Source organism: Streptomyces sp. NPDC053069 (assembly GCF_044546895.1).
GTDB lineage: Bacteria > Actinomycetota > Actinomycetes > Streptomycetales > Streptomycetaceae > Streptomyces.
The window spans coordinates 137,959-160,727 of record NZ_JBITZN010000016.1 but is presented as its reverse complement, the minus strand read 5'-3'; the positions used below and the strand labels follow the sequence as shown (position 1 = coordinate 160,727).

The 22,769-nt window shown below is 71.2% G+C and carries 24 protein-coding genes and 1 tRNA gene; 11 read left to right on the top strand and 14 right to left on the bottom strand.

All coding sequences use genetic code 11. From position 1 onward, the window contains the following. The first annotated feature begins 158 nt into the window (after positions 1-158). Positions 159-419, top strand: a complete 261-nt coding sequence (locus ACIGXP_RS31665) for a hypothetical protein (protein WP_399774170.1) — start codon at positions 159-161, stop codon at positions 417-419. 31 nt (positions 420-450) lie between these two features. On the opposite strand, the gene ACIGXP_RS31660 is transcribed toward ACIGXP_RS31665, so the two are convergent. Then, positions 451-870, bottom strand: coding sequence for a hypothetical protein (locus tag ACIGXP_RS31660; protein ID WP_399774168.1), 420 nt, complete (start codon positions 868-870; stop codon positions 451-453). Between the two features lie 469 nt (positions 871-1,339). Here ACIGXP_RS31660 and ACIGXP_RS31655 point away from each other — a divergent pair, with 469 nt between their 5' ends. Further along, positions 1,340-2,107 (top strand): response regulator transcription factor, encoded by a 768-nt coding sequence (locus ACIGXP_RS31655; RefSeq protein WP_363216750.1) that lies wholly within the window; start codon positions 1,340-1,342, stop codon positions 2,105-2,107. Here the strand turns inward: ACIGXP_RS31655 and tamR are convergent. After that, entirely contained in the window at positions 2,066-2,563 is a 498-nt protein-coding gene (gene tamR, locus ACIGXP_RS31650) for a MarR family transcriptional regulator TamR (RefSeq protein WP_363216749.1), read from the bottom strand. The genes ACIGXP_RS31655 and tamR overlap by 42 nt on opposite strands. A gap of 89 nt (positions 2,564-2,652) precedes the next feature. Between tamR and ACIGXP_RS31645 the strand changes: the two genes are divergently transcribed. Next, on the top strand, positions 2,653-3,465 hold the full coding sequence (locus tag ACIGXP_RS31645; RefSeq protein WP_399774163.1) for a trans-aconitate 2-methyltransferase: 813 nt from the start codon (positions 2,653-2,655) through the stop codon (positions 3,463-3,465). Positions 3,466-3,467: 2 nt separating this feature from the next. Then, positions 3,468-3,833, top strand: a complete 366-nt coding sequence (locus ACIGXP_RS31640) for a VOC family protein (RefSeq protein WP_363216747.1) — start codon at positions 3,468-3,470, stop codon at positions 3,831-3,833. A gap of 90 nt (positions 3,834-3,923) precedes the next feature. Here ACIGXP_RS31640 and ACIGXP_RS31635 read toward each other — a convergent pair whose 3' ends face one another. After that, positions 3,924-4,226 carry a hypothetical protein gene (locus ACIGXP_RS31635; protein ID WP_399774161.1) on the bottom strand — a complete coding sequence of 101 codons (303 nt, stop codon included), beginning with the start codon at positions 4,224-4,226 and terminating at the stop codon, positions 3,924-3,926. Between the two features lie 318 nt (positions 4,227-4,544). Here ACIGXP_RS31635 and ACIGXP_RS31630 point away from each other — a divergent pair, with 318 nt between their 5' ends. The 5 genes from ACIGXP_RS31630 to ACIGXP_RS31610 are packed head-to-tail and all read left to right on the top strand — an operon-like array spanning position 4,545 to position 9,157. After that, positions 4,545-5,102: an RNA polymerase sigma factor gene (locus ACIGXP_RS31630; RefSeq protein WP_399774276.1), complete on the top strand. Its 558-nt coding sequence runs from the start codon at positions 4,545-4,547 to the stop codon at positions 5,100-5,102. Between the two features lie 32 nt (positions 5,103-5,134). Next, positions 5,135-5,962, top strand: a complete 828-nt coding sequence (locus ACIGXP_RS31625; RefSeq protein ID WP_363219931.1) for a zf-HC2 domain-containing protein — start codon at positions 5,135-5,137, stop codon at positions 5,960-5,962. Positions 5,963-6,009: 47 nt separating this feature from the next. Next, positions 6,010-6,879, top strand: a complete 870-nt coding sequence (locus ACIGXP_RS31620) for an ABC transporter ATP-binding protein (protein WP_399774157.1) — start codon at positions 6,010-6,012, stop codon at positions 6,877-6,879. Continuing rightward, the gene (locus ACIGXP_RS31615; RefSeq protein WP_399774155.1) at positions 6,876-8,495 is read left to right on the top strand and encodes an ABC transporter permease; all 1,620 of its coding nucleotides are present in this window, start codon (positions 6,876-6,878) and stop codon (positions 8,493-8,495) included. The genes ACIGXP_RS31620 and ACIGXP_RS31615 overlap by 4 nt, the downstream gene beginning before the upstream one ends. A 5-nt stretch (positions 8,496-8,500) precedes the next feature. Next, entirely contained in the window at positions 8,501-9,157 is a 657-nt protein-coding gene (locus ACIGXP_RS31610) for an ABC transporter (RefSeq protein ID WP_399774152.1), read from the top strand. A 62-nt stretch (positions 9,158-9,219) separates the two neighbouring features. On the opposite strand, the gene ACIGXP_RS31605 is transcribed toward ACIGXP_RS31610, so the two are convergent. Both ACIGXP_RS31605 and ACIGXP_RS31600 read right to left on the bottom strand, forming a co-directional pair. Beyond that, the gene (locus tag ACIGXP_RS31605) at positions 9,220-9,897 is read right to left on the bottom strand and encodes a TetR/AcrR family transcriptional regulator (RefSeq protein WP_351206000.1); all 678 of its coding nucleotides are present in this window, start codon (positions 9,895-9,897) and stop codon (positions 9,220-9,222) included. Further along, entirely contained in the window at positions 9,894-10,901 is a 1,008-nt protein-coding gene (locus tag ACIGXP_RS31600) for an acyl-CoA desaturase (RefSeq protein ID WP_399774149.1), read from the bottom strand. The genes ACIGXP_RS31605 and ACIGXP_RS31600 overlap by 4 nt, the downstream gene beginning before the upstream one ends. Before the next feature lie 302 nt (positions 10,902-11,203). Here ACIGXP_RS31600 and ppc point away from each other — a divergent pair, with 302 nt between their 5' ends. Continuing rightward, a complete protein-coding gene (gene ppc, locus ACIGXP_RS31595) occupies positions 11,204-13,936 on the top strand; it encodes a phosphoenolpyruvate carboxylase (protein WP_399774147.1) in 2,733 nt (910 codons plus the stop codon). 67 nt (positions 13,937-14,003) lie between these two features. Here ppc and ACIGXP_RS31590 read toward each other — a convergent pair whose 3' ends face one another. The 8 genes from ACIGXP_RS31590 to ACIGXP_RS31555 all read right to left on the bottom strand — a co-directional run bounded on the left by ACIGXP_RS31590 (position 14,004) and on the right by ACIGXP_RS31555 (position 20,652). Then, positions 14,004-14,714: an LPXTG cell wall anchor domain-containing protein gene (locus ACIGXP_RS31590; RefSeq protein ID WP_399774144.1), complete on the bottom strand. Its 711-nt coding sequence runs from the start codon at positions 14,712-14,714 to the stop codon at positions 14,004-14,006. 136 nt (positions 14,715-14,850) lie between these two features. Further along, positions 14,851-15,354 carry a hypothetical protein gene (locus tag ACIGXP_RS31585; RefSeq protein ID WP_399774141.1) on the bottom strand — a complete coding sequence of 168 codons (504 nt, stop codon included), beginning with the start codon at positions 15,352-15,354 and terminating at the stop codon, positions 14,851-14,853. Positions 15,355-15,496: 142 nt separating this feature from the next. Then, positions 15,497-16,102, bottom strand: coding sequence for an aminoacyl-tRNA hydrolase (gene pth / locus ACIGXP_RS31580; RefSeq protein WP_399774138.1), 606 nt, complete (start codon positions 16,100-16,102; stop codon positions 15,497-15,499). 75 nt (positions 16,103-16,177) lie between these two features. Further along, positions 16,178-16,771, bottom strand: coding sequence for a 50S ribosomal protein L25/general stress protein Ctc (locus ACIGXP_RS31575; protein WP_363219565.1), 594 nt, complete (start codon positions 16,769-16,771; stop codon positions 16,178-16,180). A 211-nt stretch (positions 16,772-16,982) separates the two neighbouring features. Then, positions 16,983-17,963: a ribose-phosphate diphosphokinase gene (locus ACIGXP_RS31570; protein ID WP_351247694.1), complete on the bottom strand. Its 981-nt coding sequence runs from the start codon at positions 17,961-17,963 to the stop codon at positions 16,983-16,985. 154 nt (positions 17,964-18,117) lie between these two features. Further along, positions 18,118-19,569 carry a bifunctional UDP-N-acetylglucosamine diphosphorylase/glucosamine-1-phosphate N-acetyltransferase GlmU gene (glmU, locus tag ACIGXP_RS31565; protein WP_399774134.1) on the bottom strand — a complete coding sequence of 484 codons (1,452 nt, stop codon included), beginning with the start codon at positions 19,567-19,569 and terminating at the stop codon, positions 18,118-18,120. A 130-nt stretch (positions 19,570-19,699) separates the two neighbouring features. After that, a tRNA-Gln gene (locus ACIGXP_RS31560) sits at positions 19,700-19,773 on the bottom strand. A gap of 6 nt (positions 19,774-19,779) precedes the next feature. Continuing rightward, complete coding sequence (locus ACIGXP_RS31555; RefSeq protein WP_399774130.1) at positions 19,780-20,652, bottom strand: hypothetical protein; 873 nt, start codon at positions 20,650-20,652, stop codon at positions 19,780-19,782. A 166-nt stretch (positions 20,653-20,818) separates the two neighbouring features. Between ACIGXP_RS31555 and ACIGXP_RS31550 the strand changes: the two genes are divergently transcribed. After that, positions 20,819-22,120 carry a histidine kinase gene (locus ACIGXP_RS31550; RefSeq protein WP_363219562.1) on the top strand — a complete coding sequence of 434 codons (1,302 nt, stop codon included), beginning with the start codon at positions 20,819-20,821 and terminating at the stop codon, positions 22,118-22,120. A 60-nt stretch (positions 22,121-22,180) separates the two neighbouring features. Here ACIGXP_RS31550 and ACIGXP_RS31545 read toward each other — a convergent pair whose 3' ends face one another. Continuing rightward, positions 22,181-22,714: an SUKH-3 domain-containing protein gene (locus ACIGXP_RS31545; RefSeq protein WP_399774127.1), complete on the bottom strand. Its 534-nt coding sequence runs from the start codon at positions 22,712-22,714 to the stop codon at positions 22,181-22,183. Positions 22,715-22,769 lie beyond the last annotated feature (55 nt).

Sequence of the window (22,769 nt, the reverse complement as noted above, 5' to 3'; positions counted from 1 at the left end):
ACTTGGCCCGACCGCGCGGGGAGGCACGGGGCGTCGCTTCCGTGTACGTGCCCTGTGAGCCGAAGGATGCGAGGGAAGGGGAAGGCGCCGCGTCCGTGCCCGGGGGTTCGCGTGACTTCCCGGCACAGCTGCCGCGCTGCGGGGACCGCTGATGGAGGATGAAGGCCCGGGCCGAGGGGATCGCGCAGGCGCTCGGGTACCGGCTGATCGCCACGGAGGAGTCGCGCGGCGCCGGCCTGGCGTTCGGGTGTCGCACCCCGCTCAGCGTGCGGTTGCTCTTCCGGCGCGACGACGATCCCCGGGCCCGCCGGCGGGCCGAGCGGACCGTCGAGCGGCTGCGGACGGGCGGCCCCGTGCTCGCGGACGACGAACTCCCGGCACCGCCCCCGCCGGTGCCTCGGCGGGAGCGCAGCGACTGAACCGACACCCGCGTCCCGGTGCCGTTCGGGATCAGTAGTTGGGGTTGCCGTCCCAGCTGGACTCGTCGCAGCCGAGGGCCTTGTCGCCCTCGAAGACACAGACCTGGATGCGCAGGGCCCAGATACCGCGGTTGTCCTGCAGGGAGGTCGGCCACGTCTTCTCGGTGCCGGCGCCGGTGTAGACCTTGTGCCAGCTGTAGCTGGTCACCTTGCGGTCCGGCGTCAGGGACTGCACGCGGACCCCGACGGAGTGCCCGTCCTTGCCCGTGTCGGCCACCGTCACGTAGATCTGCGGGGCGATGTAGTGGCCGTCGTAGCGGAAGGTCCCGGAGCCCTGCGCCCCGAAGACGTTCGCGCCGACGTTGCCGGCGAAGGCGGGGCCCGTGGCGAGGGCGACGGCGCCGACGGCGGCGGCACCCACGGTGAGCATGCGGCTGAGCTTCTTCTTCAAGGGTTTCACTCCTGAGTCAAGATCGGAAACACGCCACCGTACATCGTATGTGAGTCATGTCCATGCCGTTTTCCGGCGGGATGGGCAGGGTGGCGTGCGGCAGATGGCGTCGGGCTTTGTCGATTTCTGTCCCAGGACGAAACAGGCAGCACACGAGACACACATCGGTCGGCCAGTTCTGCAAATCTGCTTCCGCAGCGTGCTCTCGTCCGTACTCTGTGGAACAGCACCGGTGGGGGCCGGTGCTGATCAGGGGGCGAGACAGGCGGGTACGGCACCCGCGGTGGGGGTAGCAGTTTCCGCGACGGCGGCGGCCGCGCGGCGCGTGTCCTTTCCGTGGGCTGTCGTACCCGTGCGGGTCGTCGTTCTCCGGGCCGTTCCGGTCCTTGCGGACCGGCTGATGGCGGCCGGGCCCTTTCCGGACCTTGGTTGTCCCCTGCTCCGTGCGGAGCCTGGGGAAGGGGGTTTCGTGGTTCGTATCCGAGTCCTGGTCGTGGACGACCACCGCATCTTCGCCGAGTCGCTCGCCGCCGCGCTGGCCGCCGAGCCCGACGTCGACGTCTTCGCCGCCGGCAGCGGCCCCGCCGCGCTGCGCTGTCTGGACCGGGCGGCCGGGGAGGGCCGCCGCTACGACGTCCTCCTGGTCGACGCCGATCTGGGCGGCAACATGCCCGCCAGCCGGCCGGCGGTGCCCGTGCAGGAGGGCGACGAGGAAGGGCTGGTCGACGGCATCTCGCTGGTCGCGGGCGTGCGCGCCGCCCAGCCTGCCGTACGGATCGTGGTGCTCGCCGAGAAGGACGATCCCCGGCGGGCGGCGCTCGCGCTGCAGGCCGGGGCCTCGGGCTGGGTCGCCAAGGACTGCTCGCTGTCCCGGCTGCTGACGGTGATCCGGGGCGTGCTGCGCGACGAGACCCATCTGCCGCCCGCCCTGCTCACCGGCGTGCTCAGGGAGCTGACGGCCGCGCGCCGGCACCGCACCGAGAGCGAGCGGCTCGTGGAGGCGCTCACCCCGCGCGAGCGGGAGGTGCTGCGCTGCATGGTCGCGGGGCTGGGCCGCAAAGCCGTCGCCGAGCGGCTGTTCCTCTCCCCGCACACCGTGCGCACCCATATGCAGAACGTCCTCGGCAAGCTGGGTGTCCACTCGACGCTGGCCGCCGTCGCGCTCGCCCGCCGCGCGGGGGTCGGACCGGCCGACCTAGCCGGGGATGTTGTCGAACGGGGCGGTCAGCTGGCGTAGCAGACCGGCGAGTTCCAGGCGCTGGGCGCGGGAGAGTTCGCCGAGGATCGCCCGCTCCTGCTCCAGCAGACCCGCGAGCGCCTGGTCCGCGCGGTCCCGGCCGGTGTCGGTGAGCCGGACCAGCACGCCCCGCCGGTCGCTCGGGTCGGGCAGCCGCTCCACCAGGCCCTTCTTGGCCAGCCGGTCGATGCGGTTGGTCATCGTGCCCGACGTGACCAACGTCTGGGTCAGCAGCTGGCCGGGGGAGAGCTGGTACGGCGTGCCCGCGCGCCGCAGCGCGGTCAGCACATCGAACTCCCAGGGCTCCAGCTGATGCTCGGCGAAGGCGAGCCGGCGCGCACGGTCCAGATGCCGGGCGAGTCGGCTCACCCGGCTGAGCACTTCCAGCGGCTCCACGTCGAGGTCCGGACGTTCCCGGCGCCACGCTGCGACCAGCCGATCGACCTCGTCCTCCATGGAGATCAGTGTAGTGGTTGTGTCGACATGAAGTCTCTTGAAGTCGAGTCTCTTGACATCGAGATACTTGGACGGGGAGAGTGACCGGCATGACGACTCCCAGCTGGGACCCCGGCCAGTACCTGCGGCACGCCGGTCACCGGGCCCGTCCCTTCACCGACCTCCTCGCCCAGATCCCGGACCCGCGCGGCGAGCGGCCCCGCATCGCCGACCTCGGCTGCGGCCCCGGCAATGTCACCGTCCTGCTCACCCGGCGCTGGCCCGCCGCCCATGTCACCGGCTACGACAACTCGCCCGCGATGCTCGACGCGGCCCACACCGGCCACGAGGGGCCCACAGCGGGAGGCGGCCGGCTGGACTTCGCCCACGCCGATGTCCGCACCTGGACGCCCGAGGAGCCGTACGACCTGATCGTCTCCAACGCCACGCTCCACTGGGTGCCGGGGCACGCCGAGCGCTTCGCCGACTGGATCGCCGGCCTGCGTCCCGGCGGCACCTTCGCCTTCCAGGTGCCCGACAACATCGACGCCCCGCTGCACGCCCTGATGCGTGAACTCGCCGGCAGCCCCCGCTGGGAGTCCCGCCTCGCCGGCGTCCTGCGGCACACCGACTCCGTGCACACCCCCGGCGTCTATCTGGACCGCCTGGCCCGCCTCGGCTGCGCCGCCGACGTGTGGCAGACGACGTACTTCCACGTCCTCACCGGTGCGGACCCGGTCCTGGACTGGGTGAAGGGAACCGGCCTGCGGCCCGTCCTGACCGCGCTCGCGGACGATCCCGAGGCGCGGGACGCGTTCCTGGCCGAGTACCGCGATCTGCTGCGGCAGGCCTACCCCGCCGCGCCGTACGGCACCGTCCTGCCCTTCCGCCGTCTGTTCGCCGTCGCCGTGAAGGAGGCCTGAGCGTGCTCGTCGCCGTCGATCACGTGCAGCTGGCGGCCCCGCCCGGGTCGGAGGACGCGCTGCGCGCCTACTACGTCGACGTCCTGGGGATGACGGAGATCCCCAAACCTCCGGTGCTCGCCGCACGCGGCGGCTGCTGGTTCCGGGCCGGGGCCGTACAGCTCCACCTGGGCGTCGAGACGGATTTCCGGCCCGCGCGCAAGGCCCACCCGGGGCTCAGGGTCGCGGGGATCGAGGCGTACGCGGCCCGGCTCACCGCCAAGGGCGCGCAGGTGACCTGGGACGACAACCTCCCCGGTCACCGGCGTTTCTACACGGAGGACCCCGTCGGCAATCGGCTGGAGTTCCTGGAGCCGCAGGGTCCGTGACGGGGCATCATGGAAGACGGCGCCGGGTCTTCCCCGAATTGCAGTCGGGGAAGACCCGGCGCCTCACGCCTGGTGCTCAGTGACCGCCGGTCAGCAGCTGCCCAGACCCGCGAAACGGGCCGTGATGGCCACCGTCTCGGAGTGCCAGTGGCCCGGCGCATAGGTCTCGCACGAGCCGTCGACGTGCCGGTCCCACTTGAAGTAGTAGCGGTACGTCTGCGAACAGTTGTTGGTGACCCGCGTCGTCGTGGTCACCCAGCTCGACGTGTTCTTGATGGTGATGCACGACGGCACGGCCGCGGGCCGTGCCGTCGCGGCGGACGCCGGCACGGCGCCGAGCATCCCCGTGAGCGCTCCCGTGGCCAGGACGACCGTGGCCGCGCGGGCGCGCATCTTTCTTCCTGCTGCCGTTGTCTCCGACATGAGAAAGTTCCCCCTTTTCTCTTATCCGGGTTGGTCGGACCCGTCTCGGGTCGGTCGGGCCCGAGTGCTGGCGAAGCTACGCCAGGGCGGCGGGGGAGGGAACGCTTCCGAATTGACTATGGGTAGTTCTGTGGCCAATGTTCGAAAAGTGGTGGCGTGGTCACCCGGATTTGGCCGAACTCATCTGTCGACGTGGCCGAAATCCTCTGTCCGGCAAGGGAGTTGAGAAAAATCCCGGGAACCGTGAACCGCTCGCGACCCCTCGTCCGATGAGGAGGTGTGACGGACATGGGCGGGGAGCGGCGCAGCGACAGCATGCTGTTGCGCGCGATCGAGGCGGGCGACAGCCATGCCTTCGAACTGCTCTACCGGCGGTACGAGCCGTGGTTGGTCGCCCGGCTCTCCTACCGGTGCCCGGACCCCGCGATCGTCGACGACGTGGTGCAGGAGACCTTCCTCGCGGTGTGGCACGGCACGGCCCGCTTCCGCGAGACGCCGGGGTCGGACGGCAGCGCCGCGGGCTGGCTGTGGCGCATCGGGGCGCGCAGGCTCGTCGACGTACAACGCGGGCACGGAGCGCGTGAGCGGCTCGCCCAGCTGCTCGGCCGGCTGCGCCAGCGCCCCGCTCATCCGTCCGCCGAGGACGAGGCGCTGCACGGGCTGCCGTACGGCGAACTCGCCGACGCACTCGCCCGGTTGCCGGCCGAACTCCGCGACGTCCTGCAGGCCACCGTCGTCGACGGGCTGAGCACCGCCGAGGCCGCGAAGGCGCTGCGGATCCCGGCGGGCACCGTCAAGACCCGGGCGATGCGGGCCCGCAGACGACTGCGGGAGGAACTGGCGTGAGCGGGCCGCACCAGCACAGGAACGGAGACCAGGTGGCAGTGGAGCATCTCGGTACGCAGGCACTGCGCGACTACCAGGGCGGGCAGTTGCGCGGCGCCGCCCTGCTGCGCGCCGACACCCACCTCGCCGGCTGCGCCGCCTGCCGCGCCGGTCTCGCCCGGTACGCCGACCAGGACCGCACCGCCGCCACCTGGGCCAGGCTGACCCGGGCCCGCGACGTGCCGAGGCCCGGTGCCGTGGAGCGGGTGCTGCTCGCCCTGAGGATCCCCGGGCACACCGCGCGGCTGATCACCGCGACCCCGGCGCTGCGCCGCTCCTGGATCGCCGGGGCCACCGTCACGCTGCTGCTCACGCTCGTCGTGGCGCGCCTGGGGCACGCCGTCTCCGCCACGCTGCCGTTCTTCGTGGTCGCGCCGGCGCTGCCCGTGGCGGGCGTCGCCCTGTCGTTCGGGCCGCGCACCGACCCGATGTACGAGATGACGGTCGTCGCACCGTTCCACGGGCTGCGGCTGCTGCTCCTGCGCACCGTCACCGTCGTCACCACCGCCCTCGTGCCCGCCGCCGCGATCGCCGTCGCCCTGCCCGGACCCGCCTCCCGGACGCTCGGCTGGCTGTTGCCCTCGCTCGCCCTCACCTCGCTCACCCTCGCCCTGTCGGCCCGTGTCGAACCCGTCGTGGCCGCGGGCGCGGTGGCCGGGACCTGGGCCCTGGGCCTGCTGGTGCTCTTCGACCCCGTCCGCGATCTCGTGCTCTCGGCGGGCGGACAGCTCGGCGCGGCCGCCGTGCTGTGCGGGGCCGCCGTCTCCATCGCGCTGACCCGCACCTCCTACGACCGCGGCGCACCGCAGCCCGCGCACTGACCGACCTCACCGAAGACCTCGAACCAGGCACCCACCAGGGGGAATCCATGACCGTCTCCACCGCCGTGGCGGTGAGCGACCTCACCGTCGACTACCGCAGCGTGCGCGCCCTGGCCGGCGTCAGCTTCCGGCTCGCCCCCGGTGTCACCGGACTGCTCGGACCCAACGGCGCGGGCAAGACCACCCTGCTGCGCACCCTGGCGACCGCGGCACCACCGGGCGGCGGCGACGTCCGCGTCCTCGGGCACGACCCGCGCACCCCGCAGGGCCGCCTCGCCATCCGGCGCAGCCTCGGCTATCTGCCGCAGGACCCCGGCTTTCACCCGTCGTTCACCGCCTTCGAGTTCGTCGACTACGTGGCGATCCTCAAGGAGATGACCGACCGCGCCGCCCGCCACCGCGAGGTGCAGCGGGTCCTCGACGCCGTGGGCCTGCCCGAGCGGCGCGGCAAGAAGATCAAGCAGCTGTCCGGCGGCATGCGCCAGCGGGTGGCGCTCGCCGCAGCGCTCGTCGGTGACCCCGGCTTCCTCATCCTCGACGAGCCCACCGTGGGTCTCGACCCCGAACAGCGGCTGCGGTTCCGGGAGCTGATCGCCGACCTCGGCGCCGGCCGCACCGTCCTGCTGTCCACGCACCAGACCGAGGACGTCGCCGCGCTGTGCCGGCGTGTCATCGTCCTCGACCACGGCACCGTCAAGTTCGACGGCGAACCGCCCGCCCTCGCCGCCGTCGCCGCCGGCCGCGTCTGGGCGAGCACCGAACGCGACCCGCGGGCCCTGGCGGGCTGGCGCACGGGTGCCGGCACCGTACGCAACATCGGCACACCGCCACCGGGCGCCCCCCTGCTCGAACCCACCCTGGAGGACGGCTACCTGCTGCTCCTCGACGCCACCACGCAGCGGGAGCCGGTTCTGTGAGCACCCTGACCGCCGCCCGGCCGGGCCCGCGGCCCACGGTGCGGACCCGGGGCGCCGTCGCCGCCCTCGCCCGCACCGAGGCACTGCGGCTGCTGCGCCACCCCGCGTTCCTCGCCTCCGTCGCCGCCTACCTCGCCCTGTGGGCGTACGACCTCACCCTCGGCGCCGACGCCCAGCGCTACCCCGTGCTCCAGGACAGCTCCCGCACCGGCCAGCCGCCCCTGCTGCTGATCGCCGCCGGCACCCTGCTCGCCGCCGACTTCGGGGTGCTGCGCGGGCGACGGCACGGAGTGGAGCCGGTGTACGCCGTCCTCGTGCTCGGCCGGCGCGCCCGCGCCGCCGCGCATCTGCTCGCCCTGCTGCCCGCCGTCGCCCTCGCCGCGGCCCTCGCCGTCGCCCGGATCCTGCACCTGGCGGCGCTGCCCGGCGCCGTCGGCACCATCGACTGGGCGGAGGTCGCGACCGGGCCCGCGGCGGTGCTCTTCGCCGGGGTGCTCGGGGTGCTGCTCGCCCGCCTGAGCGGCTCGCTGGCCACCGCGTCACTGACGGTGGCCGGGCTCGCGGTGCTCACCTTCGTCGCCGCCGTGCAGAACACCTCGGGCTGGCGGTGGCTGACCCTCGTCGCCATCGAGGACGAGTTCGCCCAGCCACTGCCGTCCGTGCTGCTGGCCCGGCCCGCCGGCTGGCACCTGCTGTGGCTCGCCGCCCTCAGCGCCGTGTGCGCCGCGTTCGCGCTGCTGCGCGACGAGCGTGACACGGCGCCCGGCGCACCGAGCCGGACCACCGGCGCCCTGTGGACCTGCGCCGCACTCGCCGCCGTGCTCGCCGCCCTGGCCGGCGCCCTGCAACTGCGGCCCGTGCCGGACGACATCGCCCGCGCACGCACCCTGGCCACCGAGCACCCGGCGCGGGAACAGGACTGCAGCACCCGCGGCCATGTCACCTACTGCGCCTTCCCGGAGTTCACCGGGCGCATCCGGCAGTGGGACGGCGTCGTACGCGGCATCCTGCACCGCACCCCCGCACAGACCGCCGACGCCCGCTACGCCGTGCGCCAGCGCCTCTTCCACCCCGGATCCCAGGCCTCCTCCGGGCAGCCGCTGCCCCAGGCCGCCTGGGACGCCGACGACCGCCGCGCCCACACGCCCGGCGCCGTACCCGTCGGCACCTGGTGGAGCGCGGGCAGCGCCGGAGCGGACGCCGAGAGCGACGCCGTGGCCGAGTTCTCCGCCCTGTTCGCCTACCGCACCGTCACCGGAGCGCCCCCGCACGAGCCCCGCATCGACACGGTGTGCGGCTCCCGCGCCGTCCTCACGCTGTGGCTGGCGGGGCAGGCCACCGACGAGACCCGCGCCGCCCTGCGCGACCTGGCCTCCCGGACGACCGGCGGCCTGAGCCTGCTCGTCCTGGACTCCTCCACCGGTCTCGCCTTCGACGCCCGCGAGTCCACCTACGCCGTCGACCTGCTCAAACGGCCCGCCGACGACATCGGCGCCAAGGTCCGCGCCGCCTGGAGCGAACTGACCGCGCCGGACACCACGACCGACCGCGCCGCCACACTCCTCGGCGTGCCCGCGCCCCCGCAGGTCCCGGCCGGCGAGCGGACGTGCCGATGACACCCGTGAGCACCCCGAACCGGTACGCCTGCCTGCGACCGCTGATCCCCTACGCGGTGCGCGCCACCAGGATCGCCCCGCTGGCCATCGCGGCCGCCGCCGCGCTGCTGCTGACCGGCGGCCCCGCGCTGGCCGGCGGGATGCGGATGACCGACGTCGTCCTGCTCATGCGGGCCGCGGCGGTGCTGATCGCCGTCGGCGCCGCGTTCGTCCTCGACGACCCGGCGGCCCGCACCACCGAGGTCGTGCCGGTGCCGCGCTGGCTGCCCCGGGCCGTGCGCGGCGCACTCGCCGTGCTGTGCGCGGGCTGTGCCTGGGCCGGTGTCGTCGTATGCGGCACCTTCGCGACGAACCCGGACGAACGCCCGCTGCTGCCCGCGGGCGGGCTGACCCTCGAAGCCGTGGCGCTGTTCAGCCTGGTCCTCGCCCTGGCGGCGCTCGGCGTGCGCCTGACCCCGGGCGGCGGCGGGGCGCTGGCCGCGCCGGGCACGGTGCTGTGCGTCCTGGTCGCGGTCCTGCTGCCGCTGCCGGACGCCGCCCGGCCGTTCGCGCAGCCCCTGTCGCAGGCCTGGGACACCTCGCGCTGGACCTGGGCCGTGGCGCTGTGCGCGGCCGCCGGCACGGCCGTGGCCCTGTGCCGGGAACCGGGACCCCGGGCCTGACGCCGCCCGCGCCCCTTCGGACAGCGCACGCGCAGTGCGCGTCCTCGGGGGCGCGGGCCCGCTCAGCTCTTCCGGTGGCCTATCAGACGCGGCTTCGGCTCCAGCCCGTCCAGACCGTGCCACGCCAGGTTCACCAGATGCGCCGCGACCTCCGCCTTCTTCGGGCGGCGCACGTCCAGCCACCACTGCCCGGTCAGGGCCACCATGCCGACCAGCGCCTGCGCGTACAGCGGCGCCAGCTTCGGATCGAAGCCGCGGCTCTTGAACTCGCGGCCCAGGATGTCCTCCACCTGCGTGGCGATGTCCGAGATGAGAGAGGCGAAGGAACCGGTCGACTGGGGGATGGGCGAGTCACGGACCAGGATGCGGAAGCCGTCCGTGTACTCCTCGATGTAGTCCAGCAGCGCGAACGCCGCCTGCTCGCACAGCTCCCGGGGATGCCCCGCCGTCAGCGAGCTGGTCACCATGTCCAGCAGGCGCCGCATCTCGCGGTCCACCACCACCGCGTACAGGCCCTCCTTGCCGCCGAAGTGCTCGTACACCACCGGCTTGGACACCCCGGCCTTCGCCGCGATCTCCTCCACCGAGGTGCCCTCGAAACCCTTCGCCGCGAAAAGGGTGCGACCGATCTCCAGCAGCTGCTGGCGGCGCTCGGCACCGGTCATACGGGTCCGGCGGGTCCGCCGGGGTTTGTCGTTGCTGGAGGTGCTGCTGGAGTCGGTCGCCACGGCGTCAATCATGCCGCCTTCGCGGTCTCCTTCCGGCGCCCGGAGCCGTCCTGGCCGGTGTTCCGGCGCGAATCGATACGCGAGCGTGACGGCCAGCGCACGTCGTACGCCCAGCCGAGCAGCTCGAAGATGCGGATGATCCGGGCCGAGGAGTCGATCTGGCCGCGCATCACACCGTGCCGCGCCGAGGTCGGGTCGGCGTGGTGCAGGTTGTGCCAGGACTCACCGCACGACAGCACCGCCAGCCACCACACGTTGCCCGAGCGGTCCCGCGACTTGAACGGCCGCTTGCCCACCGCGTGACAGATCGAGTTGATCGACCACGTCACATGGTGCAGCAGAGCCACCCGTACGAGTGAACCCCAGAAGAACGCGGTGAACGCGCCCCACCAGGACATCGTCACCAGACCGCCGATCAGCGCCGGCGCCAGCAGCGACACGGCCGTCCACAGCACGAACTGCCGGGAGACCGCCCGGATCGCCGGGTCCTTGATCAGATCCGGCGCGTACTTGTCCTGCGGAGTCTGCTCCTCGTCGAACATCCAGCCGATGTGCGCCCACCACAGGCCCTTCATCAGCGCCGGAATCGTCTCCCCGAACCGCCACGGAGAGTGCGGGTCACCCTCCGCGTCGGAGAACTTGTGGTGCTTGCGGTGATCGGCCACCCAGCGCACCAGCGGGCCCTCGACCGCCATCGAGCCCATGATCGCGAGCGCGATCCGCAGGGGCCGTCTGGCCTTGAACGAACCGTGGGTGAAGTACCGGTGGAAACCGATCGTGATGCCGTGGCACCCCAGGTAGTAGAAGAACACCAGCAGGCCCATGTCGAGCCAGCTCACCCCCCAGCCCCAGGCCAGCGGCACAGCCGCCACGAGTGCCAGGAACGGCACGGTGATGAACAAAAGCAGCGTGATCTGCTCGATCGAACGCTTCTGCTCGCCACCCAGCGTGGCGGACGGGGGAGGAGTGTCGTCGGCCTTACGGGCTTCTTCGATCACATCGGAACTTGAGGTCATGCGCGTCCCCTGTGGGGTCGAGGGTCGAGACGGATACCGGGCCGCCGGGACCGGACGGGACTCGACGGTACTTCCCTACGGTTCCGTAACCTACGGCTTCGTAAGTATGGCAGCGTGTCGTGCGGCGGCAAGAGCCCCACGGCCTGCGCGTCCGCAGGGACACCTATCCTTGGAACCGGTCGGACAGCGCGGTCCGCTGACGTTTCCTTCCCGGACGCTCCGGCCCGTATGCGGCGCACGCCGCCCGGCAGCCGCCCGGGTTCCCTCCCAGACGAGCTTCAACACTGCAAGGAGCCGCACCTGTGAGCAGTGCCGACGACCAGACCACCACGACCAGCAGCGAGCTGCGCGCCGACATCCGCCGGCTGGGTGATCTCCTGGGCGAGACCCTCGTCCGGCAGGAGGGCCCCGAGCTCCTCGACCTGGTCGAGAAGGTCCGCCGCCTCACCCGCGAGGACGGCGAGGCCGCCGCCGAGCTGCTGCGCGGCACCGAACTGGAGACCGCCGCCAAGCTGGTGCGCGCCTTCTCCACCTACTTCCACCTCGCCAACGTCACCGAGCAGGTGCACCGGGGCCGCGAGCTGCGCGCCCGGCGCGCCGCCGAGGGCGGCCTCCTCTCCCGCACCGCCGACCGGCTCAAGGACGCCGACCCCGAGCACCTCAGGCAGACCGTCCAGAACCTCAACGTCCGTCCGGTCTTCACGGCCCACCCCACCGAGGCCGCACGCCGCTCGGTCCTCAACAAGCTCCGGCGCATCGCCGCGCTCCTGGACACCCCCGTCCAGGGCTCCGACCGCCGCCGCCACGACGTCCGCCTCGCCGAGAACATCGACCTCGTCTGGCAGACCGACGAGCTGCGCGTCGTCCGCCCCGAGCCCGCCGACGAGGCCCGCAACGCCATCTACTACCTCGACGAGCTGCACGCGAACGCCGTCGGCGACGTCCTGGAGGACCTGACGGCGGAGCTGGAGCGGGTGGGCGTGAAGCTCCCCGACGACACCCGGCCGCTCACCTTCGGCACCTGGATCGGCGGCGACCGCGACGGCAACCCCAACGTCACCCCCCAGGTCACCTGGGACATCCTCATCCTCCAGCACGAACACGGCATCAACGACGCCCTGGAGATGATCGACGAACTGCGCGGACTGCTCTCCAACTCGATCCGCTACACCGGCGCCACGGAAGAGCTCCTGCAGTCCCTGAAGACCGACCTCGACCTGCTGCCCGAGATCAGCCCCCGCTACAAGCGCCTCAACGCCGAGGAGCCCTACCGGCTCAAGGCGACCTGCATCCGGCAGAAGCTGGAGAACACCAAGCAGCGCCTCGCCAAGGGCACCCCGCACGAAGCGGGCCGCGACTACCTCGGCACCGGCGAGCTGCTCAGCGACCTGCGGATCATCCAGGCCTCGCTGCGCGAACACCGCGGCGGCCTCCTCGCCGACGGCCGCCTGGCCCGCACCATCCGCACCCTGGCCGCCTTCGGCCTCCAGCTCGCCACCATGGACGTCCGCGAACACGCCGACGCCCACCACCACGCCCTCGGCCAGCTCTTCGACCGCCTCGGCGAGGAGTCCTGGCGCTACGCCGACATGCCCCGCGAGTACCGCGCCAAGCTCCTCGCCAAGGAACTCCGCTCCCGTCGGCCGCTCGCCCCCACCCCGGCACCCCTCGACGCCGCCGGACAGAAGACCCTCGGCGTCTTCGAGACCGTCAAGAAGGCCCTGGAGGTCTTCGGCCCCGAGGTCGTCGAGTCCTACATCATCTCCATGTGCCAGGGCGCCGACGACGTCTTCGCCGCCGCCGTCCTCGCCCGCGAGGCCGGCCTCCTCGACCTGCACGCCGGCTGGGCCAGGATCGGCATCGTCCCCCTCCTGGAGACCACCGACGAGCTGAAGGCCGCCGACACCATCCTGGAGGACATGCTCTCCGACCCGTCCTACCGGCGCCTGGTCGCGCTGCGCGGCGACGTCCAGGAGGTCATGCTCGGCTACTCCGACTCCTCCAAGTTCGGCGGCATCACCACCAGCCAGTGGGAGATCCACCGCGCCCAGCGCCGGCTGCGCGACGTCGCCCACCGCTACGGCGTCCGCCTCCGCCTCTTCCACGGCCGCGGCGGCACCGTCGGCCGCGGCGGCGGCCCCTCCCACGACGCGATCCTCGCCCAGCCCTGGGGCACCCTGGAAGGCGAGATCAAGGTCACCGAACAGGGCGAGGTCATCTCCGACAAGTACCTGATCCCGTCCCTGGCCAGGGAGAACCTGGAACTGACCGTCGCGGCCACCCTCCAGGCCTCCGCGCTGCACACCGCCCCCCGCCAGTCCGACGAGGCCCTGGCCCGCTGGGACGCGGCGATGGACGTGGTCTCCGACGCCGCGCACGCCGCCTACCGCCGGCTCGTCGAGGACCCCGACCTCCCGGCCTACTTCCTCGCCTCCACGCCCGTCGACCAGCTCGCCGAGCTGCACCTGGGCTCGCGGCCCTCCCGCCGCCCCGGCTCGGGCGTCTCGCTCGACGGTCTGCGCGCCATCCCGTGGGTGTTCGGCTGGACCCAGTCCCGGCAGATCGTGCCCGGCTGGTTCGGCGTCGGCTCCGGCCTCAAGGCGCTGCGGGAAACCGGTCTGGACACCGTGCTCGGCGAGATGCACGAACAGTGGCATTTCTTCCGCAACTTCATCTCCAACGTCGAGATGACCCTCGCCAAGACCGACCTGCGCATCGCCCAGCACTACGTCGACACCCTCGTCCCCGACGAGCTCAAGCACGTCTTCGACACCATCAAGGCCGAACACGAGCTGACCGTCGCCGAGGTGCTCCGGGTCACCGGCGAGAACGAACTCCTCGACGCCCAGCCGGTCCTCAAGCAGACCTTCGCCATCCGCGACGCCTACCTGGACCCGATCTCCTACCTCCAGGTCACCCTGCTCAAGCGCCAGCGCGACGCGGCAGCCGCGGGCACCGACCCCGACCCGCTGCTCTCCCGCGCCCTGCTCCTCACCGTCAACGGCGTGGCAGCCGGCCTGCGCAACACCGGCTGACAGCCACGGCACACAGGGGTGCCCCCGAGGTCGTACGACCCCGGGGGCACCCCTGTGCAGGGAGGTCTCAGCCCCGCCGGGCCGTCCGGCGGCGGGTCACCAGGTAGCCGCCCAGGCCGACCAGCGCCGCGGCACCGGCCGACAGCAGGCCCACCGGAGCACCGTTACCCGTCTCGGCGAGGTCGCCGCCGGCGGACGGGGAGGAGGACGGAGCCGCCGCGGCGGGCGATCCGGACGCGGACGCGCTCGGGGCCGTACCGGACGACGAGGACGAGGACGAGGAAGAGGACGACGAGGAAGCCGGCGAAGACGGGTGCGAGGAGGACGACGGCGCCGCCGAGCCGGACGGCTTCCCGCCACCCCCCGCGGAGCCCGTGCAGTCCGTCCAGAACACCTTGTGCTTGGCCGCGCCCTTCTCGCCCTCGAAGTTCCAGAACAGCTTGTAGTGCCCGTCCGGCAGCGACAGGTCGCCCGTACGGCCGTGACCGTCCGCGCCCAGCGTGATCGCGCCGGTCTTCACGGTCGCGCCCTTCGCGGCGGCCGTCGGCGCCCAGGCCTCGATGTGCCAGTCGACCTTCTGACCACCGTCGAAGCCGAAGGCGTCCAGATAGAACGTGCACACGTGCGGCTCGTTACGGCGCAGCTCCTCGCCGGTCCGGGCGTCGTGGATCTTGACGGTGCCATTGTCACCGGGGGCACTTGCGTGGGCGGCCGGGGCGCACACGAGCGCCACCGCAACACCGGCGCTCAGCGCGCCGACGGGAATGAGGGTACGCATGGGACTGATCCATCTTCGAGTGGTGAACGGGGAAGATGTGGAGGGGGCGGTACAGCTTCCAGCCACGCCCGACAGCCGGTCAAGCACGAACAGGCCACGAACAGACCCCCCACAGACGTGAAGAACGCCCAACCCCTCACAGAGTCACGAAAACAGCCGTCAGCAGCGCCATCCCCGCCCCCGCCAGCACCCACCCGGCCCGCGTCAGCCGCATCCCGCCCGCCACCACCACCGACGCCAGCAGCAACGCCCCGCCGAACGGCACCCACGCGTACAGGATCCCCGCCGGACCCGAGCGCACCGCCACCGCCGTACCCGGCTTCAGCACCACGTCGTACGTCCGCCCCTTGCGCACCGCCACCGACTGCCCGAGCTCCACACGCGCGCGTGCCCGCGCCCCCTGCGACGCCGGCGTGAACGGCCCCGCGCAGACGTCCCCCGCACACCCCGTCACCCGCACCGTGCCGGTCTCCCGGCCCTTGGTCAGCATCACGTGCTGCGCGGTCCCCCAGGAACCCCACACCCCGCAGAACAGGATCAGCGCGGCGAGCGCACCCATCGCCGCGACCCGCCCGAACCGCAACGCGGTCACGGAGGCCCGGAGAGCGGTGGCGGCAGTGGCAGGCATGGCCGGGATCATTGGCCATCACCGTACGACCGGTCAACTCGTCCGGGAGGCAAAGCCGTACAAGTCGGCAGTTGTACGTCCCGTGCGTCAGGAGTACGGGACGTCAGGAGTACGGGACATCAGGAGTACGGGACCTCGTCAGCGGTGACCGGCGTCAGGAGTTGTACGCGCTCTGCGCCCGCTCCAGCCCCTCCGTCACCAGACACTCCACCGCATCCGCCGCACGGTCCACGAAGTAGTCCAGCTCCTTGCGCTCCGCCGACGAGAAGTCCTTCAGCACGAAGTCCGCCACCTGCATACGACCCGGCGGACGCCCGATCCCGAACCGCACCCGGTGATAGTCCGGCCCCATCGCCTTCGTCATCGACTTCAGACCGTTGTGCCCGTTGTCCCCGCCGCCCAGCTTCAGCCGCAGCACCCCGTAGTCGATGTCCAGCTCGTCGTGCACCGCCACGACATGCGCCACCGGCACCTTGTAGAAGTCCTTCAACGCGTTCACCGGACCACCCGACAGGTTCATGTACGACATCGGCTTCGCCACAACCACCCGCCGGCTCCCCGGCCCCGCCGGACCGATCCGCCCCTCCAGCACCTGCGCCTGCGCCTTGCCCGCCCGCTTGAACTTCCCCCCGATCCGCTCCGCGAGCAGGTCCACCACCATGAACCCGACATTGTGCCGGTTCATGGCGTACTCCGGCCCGGGATTCCCGAGCCCGACGATCAGCCAGGGGTCAGTACTGGCGGGGGTGGTCACGTCCATCTCTCCTTGATACGCGCCAGCCGCCGCTCCCGGCGAGGGAAGCAGCGGCTGAACAGTTGACGACGACGGCGAGGATCAGACCTCGGCCGACTCCTCGCCCTCGGCGGCCTCACCCTCGGTCTCCTCGGCCTGCGCGGCCAGGACCTGCAGGACGACCGCGTCCTCCTCGACGGCCAGGGTCACACCGCTGGGCAGGGTGATGTCCTTGGCGTGGACGGAGGCACCGGCCTCCAGGCCCTCGACGGAGACCGTGACGGCCTCGGGGATGTGCGTGGCCTCGGCCTCGACCGGCAGCGCGTTCAGGACGTGCTCCAGCAGGTTGCCACCCGGGGCCAGCTCGCCCTCGGCGTGCACCGGAACCTCGACCGTGACCTTCTCGCCACGCTTGACCAGCAGCAGGTCGACGTGCTCCAGGAAGCCCTTCAGCGGGTCGCGCTGCACGGCCTTCGGGATCGCCAGCTCGTTGGTCTTGCCGTCGATGTCCAGGGAGATCAGGACGTTCGGCGTACGCAGCGCCAGCAGCAGGTCGTGACCCGGCAGGGTCAGGTGCACCGGGTCGGAGCCGTGGCCGTACAGAACAACCGGGACCTTGTTGTCACGGCGGATGCGACGGGCGGCACCCTTGCCGAACTCGGTACGGGTCTCGGCGGCGAGCTTCACCTCGGACATGCGGATCACTCCTCGTAGAAAATCGGAACGGACGTGGTCACCCGGCCACGAACGGCCTGCTACGAAGAGCGCGTCGATAACGGACCGCCGTGTCCCCGTCCAGAAACGGAGTACGGCCTCCCTCGCCGAGCAACTTCGTCAGTTTACTCGGAGGAGGAGGCCGTACCCAAAAGGATCTTCAGCTAGCCCGCGTCACGCGCCTGCAGAAACCTCACTGCTCGTCGAAGAGACTGGTCACCGACCCGTCCTCGAACACCTCACGCACCGCACTCGCAATCGTCGGAGCGATCGACAGCACCGTGATCTTGTCCAGATCCCGGCCCAGCTCCGCCGGCGTCGGCAGCGTGTTCGTGAACACGAACTCACTCACCCGCGAGTTCTTCAGCCGGTCCGCAGCCGGACCCGACAGCACACCGTGCGTGGCCGTCACGATGACATCCTCCGCACCGTGCGCAAACAGCGCATCGGCCGCGGCACAGATGGTCCCACCCGTGTCGATCATGTCGTCGACCAGCACACACACCCGGCCCTTGACCTCACCCACGACCTCGTGGACGGTCACCTGGTTCGCCACGTCCTTGTCACGCCGCTTGTGCACGATCGCCAGCGGCGCACCGAGCCGGTCACACCACCGGTCCGCCACCCGCACGCGACCCGCGTCCGGCGACACGACCGTCAGCTTGTTCCGGTCCACCTTGTCACCCACATAGTCGGCGAGCAGCGGCAGCGCGAACAGGTGATCCACCGGACCGTCGAAGAACCCCTGGATCTGATCCGTGTGCAGATCCACCGTCAGGATGCGGTCCGCCCCCGCCGTCTTCATCAGATCCGCGATCAGACGCGCCGAAATCGGTTCACGACCCCGGTGCTTCTTGTCCTGCCGCGCGTAACCGTAGAACGGCACGATCACCGTGATGGAGCGGGCCGACGCACGCTTCAGCGCGTCGATCATGATCAGCTGCTCCATGATCCACTGGTTGATCGGAGCCGTGTGGCTCTGGATCACAAAGCAGTCCGCACCACGCGCCGACTCCTGGTAACGGACGTAGATCTCACCGTTCGCGAAGTCGAAGGCCTTCGTCGGGACGACCCCGACACCCAGCTGCTGGGCGACCTCCTCGGCAAGCTCGGGGTGGGCGCGGCCGGAGAAGAACATCAACTTCTTCTCGCCGGTCGTCTTGATCCCGGTCACAGCACAGTCTCCTCAGAGGTTGTCTCAGCCAGCCGGCTCCGTCTGCGACCTCCCGTCTGGGCATGAGAGGCCGAACCAGCTGGTAGGGGTGCGGGTGCACGCGTGCGGATGTGCACTTATCACGGTACGCCGACTTTGGCGCACACGATTCCGCTCAGTCCTCGTCCTGGCCCCTCCGGGACGCCGCCTCGGCCGCCTTCGCCGCCGAACTCCCCGGACGCTTCCGAGCCACCCAACCCTCGATATTCCGCTGCTGACCGCGGGCCACGGCCAGCGAACCGGGTGGCACATCCTTCGTGATCACGGACCCGGCAGCGGTGTAGGCACCGTCCCCGACCGTGACAGGAGCCACAAACATGTTGTCCGAACCCGTCCGGCAATGCGACCCCACCGTCGTGTGGTGCTTCTCCTGACCGTCGTAGTTCACGAACACACTCGCCGCCCCGATGTTCGTGTACTCACCGATCGTCGCGTCACCGACATACGACAGATGCGGCACCTTGGTGCCCTCACCGATCCGGGCGTTCTTCGTCTCGACGTACGTCCCGATCTTGCCCTTGACCCCCAGCCGCGTACCCGGACGCAGATACGCGTACGGCCCCACACTCGCCTGCGCACCCACCACGGCCCCGTCGGACACCGTGTTGTCCACCCGCGCCCCCGCACCGACCTGCGTGTCCTTCAGCCGGCTGTTCGGCCCGACCTCGGCACCCTCACCGATGTGCGTGGACCCGATCAGCTGCGTGCCCGGATGAACGACCGCGTCCCGCTCGAAGGAGACGGTCACGTCGACCCACGTGGAGGCAGGATCCACGACGGTGACCCCGTCCAGCATCGCGGCCGTCAGCAGCCGGTCGTTCAGAATCCGGCGCGCCTCGGCCAGCTGCACCCGGTTGTTGATCCCGGCGATCTCCCGGTGATCGGCCGCCACGGAGGCACCGACGCGATGCCCGGCCGCCCGCAGGATGCCGAGCACGTCCGTCAGGTACTCCTCACCCTGGCTGTTGTCCGTTCGCACCTTCTTCAGCGCGTCCGCCAGCAACTGCCCGTCGAACGCGAACACCCCGCTGTTGATCTCCCGGATCGCCCGCTGGACGTCGGTGGCGTCCTTGTGCTCCACGATGGCCGTCACCGCACCCGTCGCCTCGTCCCGCACGATCCGCCCGTACCCGGTGGCGTCCGGAACCTCGGCGGTCAGCACGGTCACGGCGTTGCCGTCGGCGGCGTGCGTCCCGGCGAGCTGCTTGAGCGTGTCGGCGGTCAGGAGCGGCGTGTCCCCGCACACGACCACCACGGTCCCGTCGACGGCCCCGCCCAGCTCCTCCAGGCCCATCCGCACGGCGTGCCCGGTCCCGTTCTGCTCCGCCTGTACGGCGGTCCGGGTGGCCGGGTCGATCTCGTTCAGGTGCGCGGTGACCTGCTCACGGGCATGCCCCACGACGACCACGAGATTCTGCGGGTCCAACTCACGGGCGGCGGCCAGCACATGGCCCACGAGGGAGCGGCCGCAGATCTCGTGCAGGACCTTCGGTGTGGCCGACTTCATACGGGTGCCCTCACCCGCTGCGAGAACGACGACGGCTGCCGGGCGAATGGCGCTGCTCACGGGGTTGCCCTTCGGCTGTGGGTGAGTGGGGGTGACAGCCGCAGGATACCGGGGTGTTTCCGGGGGGACATGGGAGCGGGCCCTGTCGGGCTTTCGCCGGTCAGGACCCGAACCTAGGTTTTGTGTGCTGTGGCTCCCGGGAGAGGATTCGAACCCCTATAAGTGGCACCAAAAACCACCGTCTTGCCCTTAGACGACCCGGGATTATCGCTATGTCCGATTTGGAAGATCGGTTGCAGCGACAGCCCCTACTATGCCGTACCACCAGCCTTCGATGCGACGGTATAGCTCCGCTCCCTGCAAGACGCTGATCACGAGACAGCCCCGGTAGCTCTCGCCCACGTTCTTGCGCAGGGTTTTGGGGTTGTGCTTTTTGATGGTCGTTCGCTGGAACGCGGAGGTCGCGACGCCCGCGAGATCGGCCCAGTAGCGCATGGCTCCATCGAGATCGCCGGTTTCGTGGATCATGACACGGAAGCGGAGGCGTTCGCGCTCCACCCCGAGGAGATCCAGCCAGGCGAGGTAGACCCTGATCACGCCGGGGTCGCTGTTGACGAACTGCACGTTCTCGCGCCGGGCGTACGGCTTGTCCTTGGCGCCCTCGGCCCAGTAGAGGGCCACGCCCGCCATGAAGAGGTCGCGGTCGGTCATTGCGCCGATCTCGCTCGTGGCGGCGGCTTTGGTCGCCTGTCGCCTCTCGTCCCGTACGGCCAGCTCGCGCTCCCAGCGCTTCCTCGCGGCCAGCTTCGCCTGTTCTACCGGGTCGCGCCGCTCCGGCTTGGGCAGGTCCCGCACCCAGAGGGAAATCGAACTCTTCGAGCATCCCAGCTCGACCTGGATCCGGTCGTAGGTCCAGCCCTGGAGCCGTAGCTCCCGGGCCTTGGTCCGGAGGTCGTCCTTCGCCCTCGGGCGCTTGGTCCATTCCGGCGGCGGTTCCCCCTTCACCAGCTGGTTGAGGATGTCGTTGTTGAAGATCTTCAGCTCGTCCCGGATCTGCCGGAGGCTGTGGCCCGCCCGGCGCAGGGCGACCGCCCGGTCCCGCAGGCTCTCGAAGTCGGCGTACTTGCCCGGTGCATGTGTCATACGCATACCGTCCGGCCGGAATGGGGCGTTCCGGGGTCGAACGGGAGGGGTTCACCAGTTCGAGGGATACCGGTGGGTTTCGAGGTCGTTCGGTTACGGAGTGTGGTGTGTGGCGGTAGGGGAAAGTCACCGGAATAGGCCTGGCTGTCGCCCGTAGGCTGGAGGTATGACCACGACGGGGGAAGAGCGGACCGGGGCCCTGACCGGGCCCTGGTGGTGGGCCAGGTGGCGCAGTGCGGTGCTGGACGGGGGTCTCGCGCTGGTGTCGGCCGTGGAGTGCGGTGCGGAGGGGATCCCGTTCGCCAGGGATGCCGGGATTCCGGTGTCGGTGGGGATCGTTTTCGGTCTGATCGCCGGTTCTGTGCTGCTCGTGCGGCGAAAGTGGCCGATCGCCGTCGTTCTCGTGGCCATTGCGATCACGCCCGCGCAGATGGGGTTTCTGCTGGGTGTCGTCGGCCTGTACACCCTCGCCGCGTGTGAGCTGCCGCGGCGGATCATCGGGGCGCTGGCGGGGATGTCGCTGGTGGGGACGGCGGTGGTGACGTTCGTGCGGGTGCGCCAGGACATGGCGCGGGGGGACCTGACGCTGGGTGACTGGTTCGTGCCGTTCGCGGCGGTGACGACGGCGTTGGGGCTGACGGCTCCGCCGCTGCTGCTGGGGTTGTACGTGGGGGCTCGGCGGCGGTTGATGGAGAGTCTGCGGGAGCGGGCGGACAGTCTGGAGCGGGAGCTTCAGTTGCTCGCGGAGCGGGCGGAGGAGCGGGCCGAGTGGGCCAGGAACGAGGAGCGGACGCGGATCGCGCGGGAGATGCATGACGTGGTGGCGCATCGGGTGAGCCTGATGGTCGTGCATGCGGCGGCGCTTCAGGCGGTGGCGCGGAAGGACCCGGAGAAGGCTGTGAGGAATGCGGCGCTGGTGGGGGACATGGGGCGGCAGGCGTTGACGGAGTTGCGGGAGATGCTCGGGGTGTTGCGGGCGGGGGAGGATGCGGGGCGGCGTGCGCAGGCGGTGCCGTTGGCGGGGGTGGGGGAGGCGGCTGCGGCTGCGGCTTCTCGGGTGGCGGTGGAGGAGGGGCCGTGTCTGTCGGAGCTGGAGGAGTTGATCGGGCAGTCGGCGGCGGCGGGGATGGTCGTGGATCTGTCGGTGGAGGGGGAGGTGCGGTCGTATGCGGCTCGGGTGGAGCAGACGGCGTACCGGGTGGTGCAGGAGGCGTTGACGAACGTGCACAAGCATGCGGCGGGCGCGAAGACGCATGTGCGGTTGGCGCATCGGGTGTCGGAGATCGCGATGCAGGTGGAGAACGAGCCGCCGCCGGAGCCGGGGTCGGCGTCGGCGGCGGGGTTGCCGTCGGGTGGGAACGGTCTGGTGGGGATGCGGGAGCGGGTCGTGGCGCTGGGCGGGGTGTTTGTGTCGGGGCCCACGGATGCGGGGGGTTTCCGGGTGTCGGCGGTGATTCCGGCGGCGTGAGTGCGGTGTCTGAGCCGGGGCTGAGCGAGGTGTCTCAGCCGGCGGTCTCGGTGCGGTGTCTCAGCCGGCGGTGAGGCGTACGGGTTCGATGCCGGTGATGAGGGTGGCGAGGGCGTGGTCGATGTCGGGGCCGACGTACCAGTCGCCGGTGTGGTCGAGGGTGTAGACGCGGCCTTCGGTGTCGATGGCGAGGGTGGCGGCGGTGTCGGTTTCTTCGCCGAGGGGGCAGAGTTCGGTGCCGAGGGCGCGGCCGAGGTCGCCGAGGGTGCGGGCGTGGTGGAGGCCGTGGAGGGGGTCGAGGTGGAGGGTGGCGGGGGCGATCTGGCGGCCGGGGCCGTTGGGGGTGATGGTCAGGCCGCCGAATTCGGCCCAGGCTTCGACGGCGGCGGGGAAGACGGTGTGCCGGTGTCCGGCGGGTGAGGTGTGGTCGCGCAGGGCGTCGGCCCAGATTTCGGCCTGCTTTATGTCCCAGCGTCCGGGTTGCCAGCCGGCGGCGCGCAGGGCGGCGTCGACGAGTACGGGGAAGCGGGCCGGGCCGGTTCCGTGCTCGTGGCGGGTGGCGGGCTTGGGGGTGGTGGCGTGGTCGGGGTGCATCTGCCCTTCGTTCGTCTCGTGCGTCGTGCGTGGTTCGTCGTGCCGGCGGTGTGGT

What these genes read in the sequence shown, in the direction of transcription:
- ACIGXP_RS31590 (WP_399774144.1), bottom strand. Translation starts at nt 14,714, where the DNA reads ATGCGTACCCTCATTCCCGTCGGCGCGCTGAGCGCCGGTGTTGCGGTG.
- ACIGXP_RS31620 (WP_399774157.1), top strand. Translation starts at nt 6,010, where the DNA reads ATGACCGTCTCCACCGCCGTGGCGGTGAGCGACCTCACCGTCGACTAC.
- ACIGXP_RS31545 (WP_399774127.1), bottom strand. Translation starts at nt 22,714, where the DNA reads ATGCACCCCGACCACGCCACCACCCCCAAGCCCGCCACCCGCCACGAG.
- ACIGXP_RS31645 (WP_399774163.1), top strand. Translation starts at nt 2,653, where the DNA reads ATGACGACTCCCAGCTGGGACCCCGGCCAGTACCTGCGGCACGCCGGT.
- ACIGXP_RS31555 (WP_399774130.1), bottom strand. Translation starts at nt 20,652, where the DNA reads ATGACACATGCACCGGGCAAGTACGCCGACTTCGAGAGCCTGCGGGAC.
- ACIGXP_RS31585 (WP_399774141.1), bottom strand. Translation starts at nt 15,354, where the DNA reads ATGATCCCGGCCATGCCTGCCACTGCCGCCACCGCTCTCCGGGCCTCC.
- ACIGXP_RS31630 (WP_399774276.1), top strand. Translation starts at nt 4,545, where the DNA reads ATGGGCGGGGAGCGGCGCAGCGACAGCATGCTGTTGCGCGCGATCGAG.
- ACIGXP_RS31550 (WP_363219562.1), top strand. Translation starts at nt 20,819, where the DNA reads ATGACCACGACGGGGGAAGAGCGGACCGGGGCCCTGACCGGGCCCTGG.
- ACIGXP_RS31635 (WP_399774161.1), bottom strand. Translation starts at nt 4,226, where the DNA reads ATGCGCGCCCGCGCGGCCACGGTCGTCCTGGCCACGGGAGCGCTCACG.
- ACIGXP_RS31665 (WP_399774170.1), top strand. Translation starts at nt 159, where the DNA reads ATGAAGGCCCGGGCCGAGGGGATCGCGCAGGCGCTCGGGTACCGGCTG.
- ACIGXP_RS31600 (WP_399774149.1), bottom strand. Translation starts at nt 10,901, where the DNA reads ATGACCTCAAGTTCCGATGTGATCGAAGAAGCCCGTAAGGCCGACGAC.
- ACIGXP_RS31575 (WP_363219565.1), bottom strand. Translation starts at nt 16,771, where the DNA reads ATGTCCGAGGTGAAGCTCGCCGCCGAGACCCGTACCGAGTTCGGCAAG.
- ACIGXP_RS31605 (WP_351206000.1), bottom strand. Translation starts at nt 9,897, where the DNA reads ATGATTGACGCCGTGGCGACCGACTCCAGCAGCACCTCCAGCAACGAC.
- tamR (WP_363216749.1), bottom strand. Translation starts at nt 2,563, where the DNA reads ATGGAGGACGAGGTCGATCGGCTGGTCGCAGCGTGGCGCCGGGAACGT.
- pth (WP_399774138.1), bottom strand. Translation starts at nt 16,102, where the DNA reads ATGGACGTGACCACCCCCGCCAGTACTGACCCCTGGCTGATCGTCGGG.